The organism is Bradyrhizobium sp. NDS-1 (genome assembly GCF_032918005.1).
Lineage (GTDB): Bacteria > Pseudomonadota > Alphaproteobacteria > Rhizobiales > Xanthobacteraceae > Bradyrhizobium > Bradyrhizobium tunisiense.
The window spans coordinates 1,191,004-1,204,432 of the sequence record NZ_CP136628.1 but is presented as its reverse complement, the minus strand read 5'-3'; the positions used below and the strand labels follow the sequence as shown (position 1 = coordinate 1,204,432).

15 protein-coding genes are annotated in these 13,429 nt (G+C 64.8%); 9 read left to right on the top strand and 6 right to left on the bottom strand.

The window, feature by feature from the left end:
* Positions 1–174: 174 nt before the first annotated feature.
* From RX330_RS05660 to RX330_RS05645, 4 genes are read left to right on the top strand one after another with little or no spacing between them, the layout of a single operon-like run.
* Entirely contained in the window at positions 175–561 is a 387-nt protein-coding gene (locus RX330_RS05660) for a c-type cytochrome (protein WP_317243847.1), read from the top strand.
* Positions 562–957, top strand: a complete 396-nt coding sequence (locus tag RX330_RS05655; protein ID WP_317242343.1) for a VOC family protein — start codon at positions 562–564, stop codon at positions 955–957.
* Between the two features lie 35 nt (positions 958–992).
* Positions 993–1,541 (top strand): gluconate 2-dehydrogenase subunit 3 family protein, encoded by a 549-nt coding sequence (locus RX330_RS05650; protein WP_317242341.1) that lies wholly within the window; start codon positions 993–995, stop codon positions 1,539–1,541.
* 30 nt (positions 1,542–1,571) lie between these two features.
* Positions 1,572–3,140 (top strand): GMC family oxidoreductase, encoded by a 1,569-nt coding sequence (locus tag RX330_RS05645; RefSeq protein ID WP_317242340.1) that lies wholly within the window; start codon positions 1,572–1,574, stop codon positions 3,138–3,140.
* An 84-nt stretch (positions 3,141–3,224) separates the two neighbouring features.
* Here RX330_RS05645 and RX330_RS05640 read toward each other — a convergent pair whose 3' ends face one another.
* Positions 3,225–3,542 (bottom strand): ribbon-helix-helix domain-containing protein, encoded by a 318-nt coding sequence (locus tag RX330_RS05640; protein ID WP_212080226.1) that lies wholly within the window; start codon positions 3,540–3,542, stop codon positions 3,225–3,227.
* Positions 3,543–3,794: 252 nt separating this feature from the next.
* Here RX330_RS05640 and mutL point away from each other — a divergent pair, with 252 nt between their 5' ends.
* On the top strand, positions 3,795–5,609 hold the full coding sequence (mutL, locus tag RX330_RS05635; protein ID WP_317242339.1) for a DNA mismatch repair endonuclease MutL: 1,815 nt from the start codon (positions 3,795–3,797) through the stop codon (positions 5,607–5,609).
* A gap of 69 nt (positions 5,610–5,678) precedes the next feature.
* Here the strand turns inward: mutL and rsmD are convergent, their stop codons facing one another.
* Entirely contained in the window at positions 5,679–6,233 is a 555-nt protein-coding gene (gene rsmD / locus RX330_RS05630; protein WP_317242338.1) for a 16S rRNA (guanine(966)-N(2))-methyltransferase RsmD, read from the bottom strand.
* Positions 6,234–6,235: 2 nt separating this feature from the next.
* Positions 6,236–8,362 carry a pseudouridine synthase gene (locus RX330_RS05625; RefSeq protein WP_317242337.1) on the bottom strand — a complete coding sequence of 709 codons (2,127 nt, stop codon included), beginning with the start codon at positions 8,360–8,362 and terminating at the stop codon, positions 6,236–6,238.
* 119 nt (positions 8,363–8,481) lie between these two features.
* Between RX330_RS05625 and RX330_RS05620 the strand changes: the two genes are divergently transcribed.
* Positions 8,482–8,940 (top strand): nucleoside deaminase, encoded by a 459-nt coding sequence (locus tag RX330_RS05620; protein WP_317242336.1) that lies wholly within the window; start codon positions 8,482–8,484, stop codon positions 8,938–8,940.
* Here RX330_RS05620 and RX330_RS05615 read toward each other — a convergent pair.
* Together RX330_RS05615 and purD are read right to left on the bottom strand one after the other, a co-directional pair.
* Positions 8,937–9,839: an alpha/beta fold hydrolase gene (locus tag RX330_RS05615; RefSeq protein ID WP_317242335.1), complete on the bottom strand. Its 903-nt coding sequence runs from the start codon at positions 9,837–9,839 to the stop codon at positions 8,937–8,939. The two genes, RX330_RS05620 and RX330_RS05615, sit on opposite strands and share 4 nt — an antisense overlap.
* 187 nt (positions 9,840–10,026) lie before the next feature.
* Positions 10,027–11,310, bottom strand: a complete 1,284-nt coding sequence (gene purD / locus RX330_RS05610; RefSeq protein WP_317242334.1) for a phosphoribosylamine--glycine ligase — start codon at positions 11,308–11,310, stop codon at positions 10,027–10,029.
* Between the two features lie 228 nt (positions 11,311–11,538).
* Between purD and RX330_RS05605 the strand changes: the two genes are divergently transcribed.
* Entirely contained in the window at positions 11,539–11,772 is a 234-nt protein-coding gene (locus RX330_RS05605; protein ID WP_317242333.1) for a hypothetical protein, read from the top strand.
* Positions 11,769–12,017 carry a hypothetical protein gene (locus tag RX330_RS05600; protein ID WP_317242332.1) on the top strand — a complete coding sequence of 83 codons (249 nt, stop codon included), beginning with the start codon at positions 11,769–11,771 and terminating at the stop codon, positions 12,015–12,017. The genes RX330_RS05605 and RX330_RS05600 overlap by 4 nt, the downstream gene beginning before the upstream one ends.
* Before the next feature lie 148 nt (positions 12,018–12,165).
* Here RX330_RS05600 and RX330_RS05595 read toward each other — a convergent pair whose 3' ends face one another.
* Positions 12,166–12,582: a hypothetical protein gene (locus RX330_RS05595; protein WP_317242331.1), complete on the bottom strand. Its 417-nt coding sequence runs from the start codon at positions 12,580–12,582 to the stop codon at positions 12,166–12,168.
* A 138-nt stretch (positions 12,583–12,720) separates the two neighbouring features.
* Between RX330_RS05595 and RX330_RS05590 the strand changes: the two genes are divergently transcribed.
* Positions 12,721–13,299 (top strand): REP-associated tyrosine transposase, encoded by a 579-nt coding sequence (locus RX330_RS05590; RefSeq protein ID WP_317242330.1) that lies wholly within the window; start codon positions 12,721–12,723, stop codon positions 13,297–13,299.
* Positions 13,300–13,429: the final 130 nt, after the last annotated feature.

The window sequence follows — 13,429 nt, the reverse complement described above, 5'->3', positions numbered from 1 at the left end:
GGATTTGACGGCGGTTTCGCGGAATTGTGCTCCGCATATATGGCAGCGCGGAACACCCACACGACGCGAGCGTCTCCGCTCGCGGCAAAACAGCCCGCTACTACCACCGTCCATCTGACGCCGCCTAGAGTTTGCACAGGCTGATGTCGATGTTGGATGGGCGAGCTCTTGGCGATGCGCGCAGTCGTGCTGGGATTGTGCACCGCGATGGTGCTGGTGGTGCGGGTTGCCGATGCGCAGATGCCCTTGCCTGCCGCAAAGCCTCCGGATGGCGGGACACTCTTCAAGCAGCAATGCGCGGTGTGCCACACCACGAGCCTGTCAGAACCGGTGCGGCAAGGTCCGCCGCTGGTCAAGATCGTGGGCCGGCCTGCCGGCAAGGTCGAGGGCTTTCGCTATTCGGAGAGCCTCGCAAAGGCGGACTTCGCCTGGGACGAGACGAAGCTCGACGCCTGGCTGACCAATCCGCAAGGAGTCATCCCGGGCGTGACCATGGTCTACCGGCAGGCGAAGCCGGAAACGCGCGCTGCGATCATCACCTACCTGAAGGAGCAGAACTGAATGGCAAAGCCCGTTCATTCCATGATCCGCGTGATCGACGAGGCGCGCTCGCTCGACTTCTACAGGCGCGCCTTCGGCCTGGAGGTCACCGACCATCTGAAGTTTTCCGACTTTGCCCTGATCTATCTGCGTCATCCCTCCTCGTCGTTTGAGGTGGAGCTGACCGTGAATTTCGATCGCAAGGAGCCGTACGCGCTCGGCGACGGCTACGGTCATCTCGCCGTGGTGGTGGAGGATCTCGAGGCCGAGCATGCGCGCTTCGAGCGCGAGAAGCTCGCACCGGGGCCCTTGCGCGACTTCAAGCACGACGGCAGGACGCTGGCGCGCTTCTTCTTCGTCAGTGATCCCGACGGCTACAAGATCGAGGTGATCCAGCGGGGCGGACGTTTCAACTGATTCAATCATGAAATCAAAATTGACGGAGGAATGCCATGAGAGAAGTCGATCGCCGAAGCAAGCACAGCCGCCGTGTTTTTCTCAAGGGCGCCGCAACCGCAGTGCCGGTCGTTGCAGTCGCGACAAGCGTCGCCATCAGCATCGAAGATGCGTGGGCCGATGAAGCGAGCGCGCTCTCGCCCGCCACGATGAAGACGCTGCTGAAGGTCGCGCGCGACATCTATCCGCACGACGTTCTCGGTGACAGCTACTACATCACCGCAATCAAGCCGTGGGACGGCAAGGCGGCCAAGGATCCCGCCGTCAAGTCGCTGATCAGCGACGGCATCACGCGGCTCGATCAGAACGCGCGGGACCGCCACAAGGTGGCCTACGCCGCAGTGCCCTGGGAAGCCGACCGGGTCGTGCTGCTGAAGGAAATCGAGCAGAGCGACTTCTTCCAGAAGGTCCGCGGCGATCTCATCGTCTCGCTCTACAATCAGAAAGAGGTCTGGCCGCGGTTCGGCTACGAGGGATCGTCGGCCGAGCACGGCGGCTACATCAACCGTGGCTTCGCCGACATCGACTGGCTGCCGAAGGCTTGAGACCCACCCCAACGGTTCAGGAGAACGCATATGGCAAAATTCGATCTGAACGATTCCAGCGTTGTGGTGATCGTCGGCTCCGGTGCCGGCGGCGGCACGCTGGGCAACGAACTCGCGCAGAAGGGCGTCAAGGTGGCCATCCTCGAAGCGGGTCCTCGCATCGAGAACCACGACTTCGTCAACGACGAGTGGGAGAGTTTTTCCCAGCTCGCCTGGACCGATGCCCGCACCACGTCGGGGACTTGGCGCGTCGCCAAGGATTTTTCCGGCCTTCCCGCCTGGATCGTCAAGGCGGTCGGCGGCTCGACGACCCATTGGGCCGGCGCTTCGCTGCGTTTCGACGAGCACGAGTTCAGGGTCAAGAGCACCTACGGCAACCTTCCCGGCGCCAATCTCCTGGACTGGCCGGTCACGCTTGCGGAGATGGAGCCGTGGTACGCCAAGGCCGAGAACAAGATGGGCGTGACCCGCACCAACGGCATTCCCGGGCTTCCCGGCAACAATAACTTCAAGGTGCTCGAAGCCGGCGCGAAGAAGCTCGGCTACAAGACCGTGCACACCGGCAACATGGCCATCAACAGCCAGCCGCGCGACGGGCGCGGCGCCTGCCAGCAGATCGGCTTCTGCTTCCAGGGCTGCAAATCCGGCGCGAAATGGTCGACCCTCTACACCGAGATCCCCAAGGGGGAGGCGACTGGAAATCTCGAGGTCCGCCCCGGCAGCATGGCGGTCAAGATCGAGCATGATGCCGGCGGCAAGGTGACCGGCGTCGTCTATGCCGACGCTGCAGGCGCGATGCAGCGCCAGAAAGCACGCATCGTCGCGGTCGCCGGCAACTCGATCGAGAGTCCACGGCTGCTGCTCAACAGCGCCTCGACCATGTTCCCCGACGGCCTTGGCAACTCATCGGGCCAGGTCGGCCGCAACTACATGCGGCACATGACGGGCAGCGTCTACGCCGTGTTCGAGAAATCGGTGCACATGTATCGCGGCACCACCATGGCCGGCATCATCCGCGACGAGGCCGCCAACAACCCCAAGCGCGGCTTCGTCGGCGGCTACGAGATGGAGACGCTGTCGATCGGCTTGCCGTTCATGGCGGCCTTCCTCAACCCGGGCGCCTGGGGCCGTCCGTTCACGTCAGCGCTCGACGGCTATCCCAGGATGGCCGGCATGTGGCTGGTCGGCGAGGACATGCCGCAGGAGACCAACCGGATCACGCTCGATCCTGTCGTCAAGGATAAGTTCGGACAGCCGGTCGCGAGCGTCCATTTCGACGACCATCCCAACGATATCGCGATGCGCGCGCACGCCTACAAGCAGGGCGCCGCGGTCTACGACGCCGTCGGCGCCACCGTAACCTATCCGACGCCGCCCTATCCGAGCACCCACAATCTCGGCACCAACCGGATGAGCGAGAAGCCGCGAGACGGCGTGGTCAACAGGTTCGGACAGAGCCACGACGTCAAGAACCTGTTCGTCTCGGACGGCAGCCAATTCACCAGCGGCGCCGCCTGCAACCCGACGCTGACGATCGTCGCGCTCGCGATGCGGCAGGCGGACTACATCGCGGGCGCGATGCAGAAGAAGGAGATCTAGGGTAGGCGTCATCGATCGCCGAGACGCATTGAGGCGAGATTGCGTATCCCGGCTTTCGCCGGGACGACATCGAGGGTGGCGCAGCTACTCGGCCGCGTCGAGGATGGGCGCCACCGAGGCCTTGAAATCCTGCACCGGCGCCATGCTCCTTGATCGATAGATCAAGCACGAGCAACGCAGCAACGAGGCGAAATTATTGACCTCGCCGTGATGGTCGAGCACCTCGTTGTAGAGCGTCGTCAGGAACTTGCCGAGGCTCATGCCCTCCTTGGCCGCGATCTCCTCCAGCGTGTCCCAGAACGCCATTTCCAGCCGGATCGAGGTGCAATGGCCGTCGATCCGCAAAGACCGGGTCTGGGACTCGTAATCGCGTTGGGGCTGATGCGCGAAGAGATGGCACATGGCGTCCTCCCGTCCTGTTGCCGTTTTTTCACGATGCTACACCGCTGCCCGGCGGCTCACAATCTCGACCACGGCGAAAGGGCGGTCCATCTGCACCGCGCGTTTTTCTCGAACGCCCAATGTCTTCAATGTGATAGGGAGCCTTCTTCCCCAGGCCCTCACACCACTGTTGCCCAACACATGCTTTTGACGCAACACGGCCTAGAATAGCGCTGTCCGCGAATCCCGATCGTAAGCCCAAGTCAGAGCCTCATGCCCGTCCGCCAATTGCCAGAACAGGTCGTCAACCGCATCGCCGCCGGCGAGGTGGTCGAGCGCCCGGCGAGCGTGGTCAAGGAACTGGTCGAGAACGCGATCGATGCCGGCGCGAGCCGGATCGACGTCTTCACCGATGGTGGCGGGCGGCGGCGGATCGGCATTACCGACGACGGCGGCGGCATGACCGCGAAAGATCTCGCGCTTGCGGTCGAGCGTCACGCCACGTCGAAACTCGACGACGAGGATTTGCTCCAGATCCGCACCCTCGGGTTCCGCGGCGAGGCGCTGCCCTCGATCGGCTCGGTGGCGCGGCTGGCGATCACGACCCGCCATGCCAGCGAGTCCCATGCCTGGGCGCTCTCGGTCGAGGGCGGCGAGAAATCCGAGATCATGCCGGCGGCGCTGGCGCATGGGACGCGGGTCGAGGTCAATGACCTCTTCTATGCGACACCGGCACGGCTGAAATTCCTGAAGACCGACCGCACCGAGGCCGAAGCGATCCGCGAGGTGGTCCGGCGCCTCGCGATGGCGCGGCCCGATATCGCCTTCACCCTCGCCGGCGAGGAGCGCGCGCCGGTGACCTGGGCCGCAGCGCTGCCCGGCGCGGCGGGACGGCTGACCCGGCTCGGCGACATCCTGGGCGCGGAATTCCGCAGCCACGCCATCGAGGTCCACGCCGAGCGCGAGGGCATCGTCGTCGCCGGCTATGCCGCGGCGCCCGCGCTGACCAAAGCCAACGCACTCGGGCAATATCTCTTCGTCAACGGCCGGCCGGTGCGCGACAAGCTGATCCTGGGAGCCGTGCGCGCGGCCTATTCCGACTATCTGCCGCGCGACCGCCACCCGGTGCTGGCGCTGTTCGTTACGCTCGATCCGCGCGAGGTCGACGCCAACGTGCATCCGGCCAAGACCGAGGTGCGCTTCCGCAATGCCGGCCTCGTGCGCGCGCTGATCGTGCACGGATTGAAGGAGGCGCTCGCACGCGAGGGCCGCCGCACCGCCGCCAACAGCGGCGAGAGCGCGCTGTCCGCTTTCCGCCCCGCCTTCACGCCACAGCGTCCGGCCAGCTGGGACTGGCGCGCCTCGCCGTCCGCCCCGGTCGCGCCGATGCCGTCCTTCGAAGGCACCGCGGCGCCTGCCTTCACCGAGCGCGCGCAAGCCGCCTTCGACGTCGGGGCGCCCAGCGCTGACGTGCGGTTCGAGACGCAGCCCGTGGCTGACCTCGTCGACCGCCCGCTCGGCGCGGCGCGGACGCAGATCCACGAGACCTACATCGTCTCGCAGACCCGCGACGGCCTCATCATCGTCGACCAGCATGCCGCGCACGAGCGCATCGTCTATGAGCGGCTGAAGGCCTCGCTGGCCGCGAACGGCGTGCAGCGGCAAATCCTCCTCATTCCCGAGATCGTCGAGATGGACGAAGCGACGGTGGAGCGCCTCCTGGATCGCAGCGAGGAGTTGGCTTCGTTCGGCCTCGCCATCGAATCCTTCGGCCCCGGCGCAGTCGCGGTGCGCGAGACACCGTCGCTGCTCGGCAAGACCAATGCCGGCGGGCTCCTGCGCGATCTCTCCGAGCACATGGCCGAATGGGACGAGGCACTGCCGCTGGAGCGCCGCCTGATGCACGTCGCGGCCACCATGGCCTGCCACGGCTCGGTGCGCGCCGGCCGCCGCTTGCGGCCCGAGGAGATGAACGCCCTGCTCCGCGAGATGGAGGACACCCCGAACTCCGGCCAGTGCAATCACGGCCGGCCGACTTATGTCGAGCTGAAGCTGAGCGATGTGGAGAAGCTGTTCGGGCGGCGGTGAGCCGACGTTCCGGTAGGGTGGCCGAAAGCGCGCTCTTCGCGCCTTTGCCCACCCTACGGCAGCACGGCCCTACGGCCTCTTCAAAAACACGAACTCCGTATCGTCATACGCCCGGCGCTCCAATTCCTCGTATCCCTCCGGCGTCACGAACTGCGCGGCCTTGGCCTCTTCCACTACCAGCAGCGCGCCCGGCGTCAGCCAGCCGCCGTCGCGCAGGGAGGCCAACGCCTTCTCCGCAAGGCCCCTGCCGTAGGGCGGATCGAGAAACACCAGCGAAAACGGCTCGACCGGATGCGCAGGCCCGAGATCGGTGGCATCGCGGCGATAGACCTTGGTGACGCCACCCAAGCCCAGCGTCTCGACATTGTTGCGCAGCAGCGCACGCGCCTCCGCACCATTGTCGACGAACAGCACGAACTTCGCGCCGCGCGAGGATGCTTCGATGCCGAGAGCGCCGGTGCCGGCGAAGAGATCGAGCACGCGCGCGTCGGAAATCGGATCGTCATAGGCGTGCGCGAGGATATTGAACACGGACTCGCGCAAGCGGTCCGCCGTCGGGCGGATGTCGCGCGAGGACGGCGAGGCGAGATTGCGCCCCTTCAAGCGACCGCCGACGACGCGCAACGTCAGTCCTCCCGCGGCATCAGATCGCGCTTGCCGTGATAGCCGCGCTTGGGACGGCGCGGCGGGCCGTAGCCGCTGGCCTCTTCCTCGTTGCGCTCGCGCGCCTCCTCGCTCCCGGTGCGCTGCACCAGCACGCGGCGGCCCTTGCGGTCGTTGATCACGCCGCGCTTGCTGACGGGCTTCTTCTCACGCGGCGCATCGTCGTCGCTCGAAGCGGACTTCTGCGGCACGTCGAACTGCGCCCCGGACTTCTCGATCACCTTGTCGCCGAGCTGGTCGCGCAGCACCCGCGACTTGATCTCCTCGACCTGGCCTTCGGGGACTTCGCCGAGCTGGAACGGACCATAGGAGACGCGGATCAGCCGGTTCACCTCGAGCCCGAGATGGGCGCAGACGTTGCGCACCTCGCGGTTCTTGCCTTCGCGGATGGCAAATACCAGCCAGACATTGGCGCCCTGGTCGCGCTCCAGCGTCGCTTCGATCGGGCCGTATTTGACGCCCTCGACCTCGATGCCATTCTTGAGCTCGTCGAGCTGCGCCTGGGTGACGTCGCCATGAGCGCGAACGCGGTAGCGGCGCAGCCAGCCGGTGTCGGGCAGCTCGAGCGTGCGCGCGAGCCCGCCGTCATTGGTGAGCAGCAAGAGGCCCTCGGTGTTGAAGTCGAGCCGGCCGACGCTGATCAGCCGCGGCAGGCCTTCCGGCAGATTGTCGAACACGGTCGGACGCCCCTCGGGGTCGTCATGCGTGGTCATCAGCCCGCGCGGCTTGTGATAGAGGAACAGGCGTGTGCGCTCTCGCTCCGGCAACGGCTTGCCGTCGACCAGGACCACGTCGTTCTTGGTGATGTCGAGCGCGGGCGAGTTGATGACCCGACCGTTGACGCTGACGCGGCCCTGCGTGACCATCTCCTCGGCGTCGCGGCGCGAGGCAAGCCCCGCACGCGCCAACGCCTTGGCGATGCGCTCGCCGGCCTTCTTCGGCTTCGGCGCCTCTTCGCGACGGGGCCGCCCCTCGAAATCGCGGTCGCGCTGGCGATAGGCGCCGCGGCCGCCGAAGGCCGGACGCTTCTCGAAGATCCTGCTGTCGTCCTCGTTTTCACGGCGCGGGCGATCGCCGAAACGGCCTTCGCTGCGCGGATGCTCGTGCCAGTCGGAACGGCCTTCCGATCGCTCGCGCGGACGATCGAATTTCGGACGGTCACGGAACGGACGATCACCCGACGGACGGTCGTCGCGCGAGCGCGAAAAGCGCGGACGATCTTCGCCGCGGCCACCATCGCGACGGTCGTCGCGCTTCTGCCAGGGCTTGTCCTCGCCGCGGTCACGACCGCCAAAATCCTTGCGCGGCCCGCGATCCCCACGGTCGCGTTCCGGTGCGCCACGAGAAAACTTTCGCTCGCCGTCGAACTTGCGCTCCGGGCGATCGCCGCGCGGCGCGCGATCACCGCGGTCGAAATTCGGACGGTCGCCGCGCGGCTTGAAGCTGCGCTCGCCACGATCCTCGCGGGGCCCGCGATCCCCCCGGTCGCGTTCGCGATCGGGACCGCCACGCGAAAACTTCCGCTCGCCGTCGAACTTGCGCTCGGGACGATCGCCACGCGACGCGTAGGGCTTCTTGTCGCCAAACTTGCGATCGCTGCTCCGGCCGGCGGGGCGGGACTCATCGCGATCCCGACGCGGCGGACGATCGTCACGGCCAAAAGACGGGCGATCACTACGCGGCTTGAAGGGCCGCTTCTCGCCGTCGCGCGAGGAGCGATCGGAGAACGGACGGTCTTCACGCGGCTTGAAGGGACGGTCGCCACGCGGCTTGAAGCTGCGCTCGCCGCGCCCCTCACCACCGCGGTCGTCGCGCTTGAATTTCGGACGGTCGCTGAAGTCGCGGCGCGGGGCATCGCCCTCCTCGCGGCGGCGGAACGGACGGTCGCCACGATCAGCGCGAGGCGGGCGGCTGTCGCGGTCGCCACGAGGCGGACGGGCGTCGCTCCTGCCCTCGGGGCCGCGCTTGGCGAATTTCTTCTCGGGGCCACGCGGCTTGCCGGACCGGCCCTTCGGTGGTCCCTTGGGCGATCCCTTGGGAGGGCCTCGCCGGCCGCGGGAATCGTTGTCTTTGTCGCTGTCGCGAGGCATGAATAATCTCACTCAGGGGATAGCCGGAAAGCATTGTGCGCGCTCATTCAGAGCCGCACGCTCAGGCAAATTCGGTAAGCACTTCTGCTGAAGGCGCAGCTACTAGCAGGTTTCTGGCGATGATACGAGGCATGAAAGCCCCTTCTTTCATGGATTTGGCGCTTCGGGCGGCCGAAAATGCCGGAAAATCGGGCGAAGTTCCGATCGGATGCGTGGTGGTCCGCGATCACGAGGTCATCGCCACCGCCGCCAACCGGACGCTGACCGACCATGACCCGACCGCCCATGCCGAACTCGTCGCCCTGCGCGAGGCCGCGAAAAAGATCGGCAGCGAGCGCCTCGTGGACTGCGACCTCTACGTGACGCTGGAGCCCTGCACCATGTGTGCGGGCGCCATCTCCTTTGCGAGGGTCAGGCGCCTGTATTACGGCGCGGCCGATCCCAAGGGCGGCGCGGTCGAGTCCGGCGTGCGGTTCTTCGCCTCGCCGACCTGCCATCACGCGCCGGATGTCTATTCCGGCGTCGGCGAGAGCGAGGCGGCGCGGCTGCTGCGGGAGTTCTTTCGGGAGCGGCGCTAGTCCGCGAAGAACTCGCGCAGCGCGCGCGCGGTGTCGTCCGGATTCTCCTCGGTGAGGAAGTGGCCGGAATCCACGGGCATGCCGACCACGTTCGTCGCCCATTGCCGCCACGTGTCGAGTGGCGTCGCCGCGGCTTGCGCGATGCCGGCATTGCCCCACAGCGCCAGCATGGGAATGGTGATCTTCTTGCCAGCTTCGAAATCGGCCTTGTCGAGGTCGTAGTCGAAATAGGCGCCGGCGCGATAATCCTCGCACATCGCATGGATCCGGGCGGGATCGCGGAACGGGGCTATGTAATGCTCGAGCGCGCGCGCGTCGATCGCGTCCAGCGTCCTCGACTTGGTCTGGCTCGCCATCTTGAAGCGCAGGAAGAACTCGCCCTGCCCTGAGATCAGCGTCTCCGGCAGCGGATAGGGCTGCGCCAGGAAGGTCCAGTGATAGATCTTGAGCGCGTAGGCGCGGTTCATCCGCTCCCAGTAATTATAGGTCGGCAGGATATCGAGCACGGCGAGCTTCGACAGCCGGCCCGGATGGTCGAGCGCGAGGCGATAGGAGACGCGGCCGCCGCGGTCGTGGCCGGCCAGCGCGAAGTGGACGTGGCCGAGGCGCTCCATCACCTCCACCATCGCCTTGGCCATCGCGCGCTTGCTGTAGGGGATGTGCAGCGCGTCGCTCTCGGGCATGTCGGACCAGCCATAGCCGGGAAGATCGGCGATGATCAGCGTGAAGGCGTCGGCGAGCTCTGGCGCCACGCGGTGCCACATCACGTTGGTCTCGGAGAAGCCGTGCAGGAGCAGCAGCGGCGGCCCCTTGCCGCCGACGCGGGCGAAGATGCGGCCGAACGAGGTATCGATCCATTCGGAGGCAAAGCCCGGATAGAGGTCGGCGAGATCGGACATCTTGTTGCATCCTTGTTGGGTCAGCCGGGGCCGGCCCTCGACCCCAAAAGTGCGAAAACAACCCCATGCACAGTAGCTAAGTTCAAGCCCTGCCTGCGTTTTTTTGGAGTGCCGACGGGCGCGGCCGAAATGACGCGCGGGAGCAAAAAAGCCTGTCAGCTCATGGTCTTGTCAGCTCCTGGTCTTGTCAGCTTCTGGCCTTCTCCGCCTCCACCGCCTGCCAGCCGATGTCACGGCGGCAGAAGCCTTCCGGCCAGCGGATGCGGTCGACGGCCTGGTAGGCGCGGGCCTGCGCCTGCGTCACGGTCGCGCCCAGCGCGCAGACATTGAGCACGCGGCCGCCATTGGCGAGGATCGCGCCGTCCTTCGCCACCGTGCCGGCGTGGAAGATCTCGACAGTATCGACCTTCGCCGCGTCGTCGAGCCCCTCGATGCGCGTGCCCTTCTGATAGTCGCCGGGATAGCCTTGTGCGGCCATCACCACGGTGAGCGCGGTTTCCTTGTGCCAGCGCAGGTCGAAATTCTTCAGCTGCCCGTCGCAGGCGGCGAGCAGCGCCGGCACGATGTCGCTCATCATGCGCAGCATCAGCACCTGGCATTCAGGGTCGCCGAAGCGGACGTTGAACTCGAACAGCTTTGGGCCCTGCGTCGTCAGCATGATCCCGGCATAGAGGATGCCGCGGAACGGCGTGCCGCGCTGCTTCATGCCCGCGACCGTCGGCAGAATGATCTTGGCCATGATCGCGTCGTGGATGGCGGGCGTCACCAGCGGCGTCGGGGAATAGGCGCCCATGCCGCCGGTGTTCGGGCCGACATCGTGGTCGAACACGCGCTTGTGGTCCTGCGCGGAGGCCAATGGAATGGCGGTCTCGCCGTCGCACAGCGCGAAGAAGCTGATCTCGCGGCCCGGCAGAAATTCCTCGATCACGACCTCGGCGCCGGCCTCGCCGAAGGCGCCCTCGAACATCATGGCGATGGCGTCCTCCGCCTCGCGCACGGTCTTGGCGACGACGACGCCCTTGCCGGCGGCGAGCCCGTCCGCCTTCACGACGATCGGCGCGCCCTGGCTATTGACGTAGTCGCGCGCGTCCTTGGCGTTGGTGAATCGCTCATAGGCGCCGGTGGGAATGCCGAACTCGGTGCACAGCGCCTTGGTGAACCCCTTGGAGCTTTCCAGCTGCGCCGCCACCTTGCTCGGCCCGAACGCCTTGATGCCGGCGGCGGTGAGGTCATCGACGATGCCCGCCGCCAGCGGCGTCTCCGGCCCGACCACCACGAGATCGACCTTGTTGGTCTTGCAGAACTCGATCACCGCCGCATGGTCGGCGACATCGAGGCCTACGCATTCCGCCTCCTTCGCGATCCCAGCATTGCCGGGCGCGCACCAGAATTTGGTCACTAGGGGGGACGCCGCGATCTTCCACGCCAGAGCATGTTCGCGGCCGCCGGAACCGAGGAGGAGAATGTGCATCGAGGGCTCAAGGATGAGGGGTTTGCTGGGGGCGGAGGTCGCACGAATCGGGGCGGGTGTGAAGGGGGTGGGGGCGGACTCCCCGGCATTCCAGCACTGTCACCCTAGGACCTGATGGCGAGGACGGGCTCCAATTTGAAGTCCAACACTCCCGCAGCCCTGCACAGACTGCCCGTTCGGTGAAGCGGTCGCGCCTTCCCGCTGCGGGTATTGAAGCAGATCTGCGTCATGTTTTTCTCGGCATGCGGGCCGAGCCTGCAAAAGAATTATCCCGATCTGGTGAAGTTCGTGCTTGATCGCGAACGGCGGTTACTGCCGCGGGGCATCAGCGTCTGGGCTTATCTTTATGATCCGTCGGAGTCGACGTCCAGCCGGCAATCGGGCGTAACAGGCATGATGTCGCTGGGCGGTAGCAACCACCTTTTTTCGGAGATCGCCTTTCCGCATTCGGTCTCATCATGAGCTTCAGCGAGGAACCGGTACACAAAGACCTTTGCAACATTGGGCACTTCGGCGAAACGACGATCAACACCTGGGACATCTATTATCTCAAGCTGCCGGTGTTTCCGGTTGTTAGCTTCTTCCCGGGAGATTTTCGTACAGTTGAGGAATTGAAGGCGACCGTCGGCGAGAACCGCAAACTCGGAAGCTACTTCCTCGATGCGCCGCTGTCCGGGCAGCCGAGCGGCAATATTTTCCGGCCCTAGCCCGTAGGATGGGTTGAGCCCTTGCGAAACCCATTGCACGATAAGCTAGCTGACCGAGCGCTATGAGCGATTAATCGTCACTATAGATCGGATGATAGTCCCGAAGGCGGAGAGCCAAGATTGGGAAAGCGATGGGTTTCGCAAAGGCTCAACCCATCCTACGAGCTAATCTCTTGAACGAGAATATCTTCTTCGTAAACTCCAACTGATTGTCATGGAAGTCATAAGCACACGCCAAGTACTGATGGTACGTTCCATTGAACGCTCCAACAGTGCTCGTCGGAACCGCTATTAAGACTTCCTCGCCCTTTGCAAAGAGATTGCCGAACCGCTGTGCGCCAACAAAAAACGGGCCGAGAAATTTGACTGTCGGAATCTTTTCGACCATCTCGTCAGCGCATTGTTTGATTACTTCTGGCGTTATTAACGCTTTGGCGCTCGGAGAGATAATTTCAGTTACGGGAGCCGCAGTCGCACCGCCCGAAGATGTGGCCTCGCCCACCTGCGTCGTCTTACATCCGGACAACAACAAAGCTGCAATACACAAGAAAACGAATGAGCGCATGCTAGTTCCCCAACCCCGGTATGGGATATCCCGCCATCACGCGAAATTCAATCTCAGATTGCCCACACGCGAGTAGCCCGCAGGATGGGTTGAGCCCTTGCGAAACCCATCGCACTTGTTTCGTGACAAGATCGCGTCATGACCGCGTACCGCCGCGACTTCGTTCCGGGTGGCGTCAATCTGGCGGAGCGGAGGCTGGCGTTGCTGACGGATCATATCGAGGTGTTGCGCGGGGCGTTTCGCGAGACGCACCGGCGCCATCCGTTCACGATCGATGCCATCGTGGTGCTGCCTGACCACCTTCACACGGTGTGGACGCTACCGGAAGGTGATGCCGTTTTTGCAATGCGTTGGCAGCTGATCAAATCCACCTTTTCGCGCGGTCTGCCGCGCAATGAGAGGATATCCCGAAGCCGCTCGGCCAAGGGTGAGCGGGGCATTTGGCAACGCAGATATTGGGAGCATACCATTCGTGACGACGTCGATTTCGCGCGGCATGTCGACTATGTTCATATCAATCCGGTCAAGCACGGGCTCGTCAACCGGGTGCGTGACTGGGCGCCCTCCTCGTTTCATCGCCACGTCGAGCTTGGCAATTACCCGGTTGATTGGGCCGGCGATCAGTCGGATGACGGCCGCGATTACGGTGAGCGGGGATCGAGCAGCGATGGGTTTCGCGAGGGCTCAACCCATCCTACGAGCTACGAGCTAATTTGATTCGCGCAGAGTCAAGGCGCTGTGAATAGGTCGAATAACTGCGGGAGGCTTGTCGCTGGACTCCGCGTCACGTCCGAATTTTTTGTAGGATGAGCAAGTCAGCCGAACTTGATTCGTCTGAAGGCGAAAA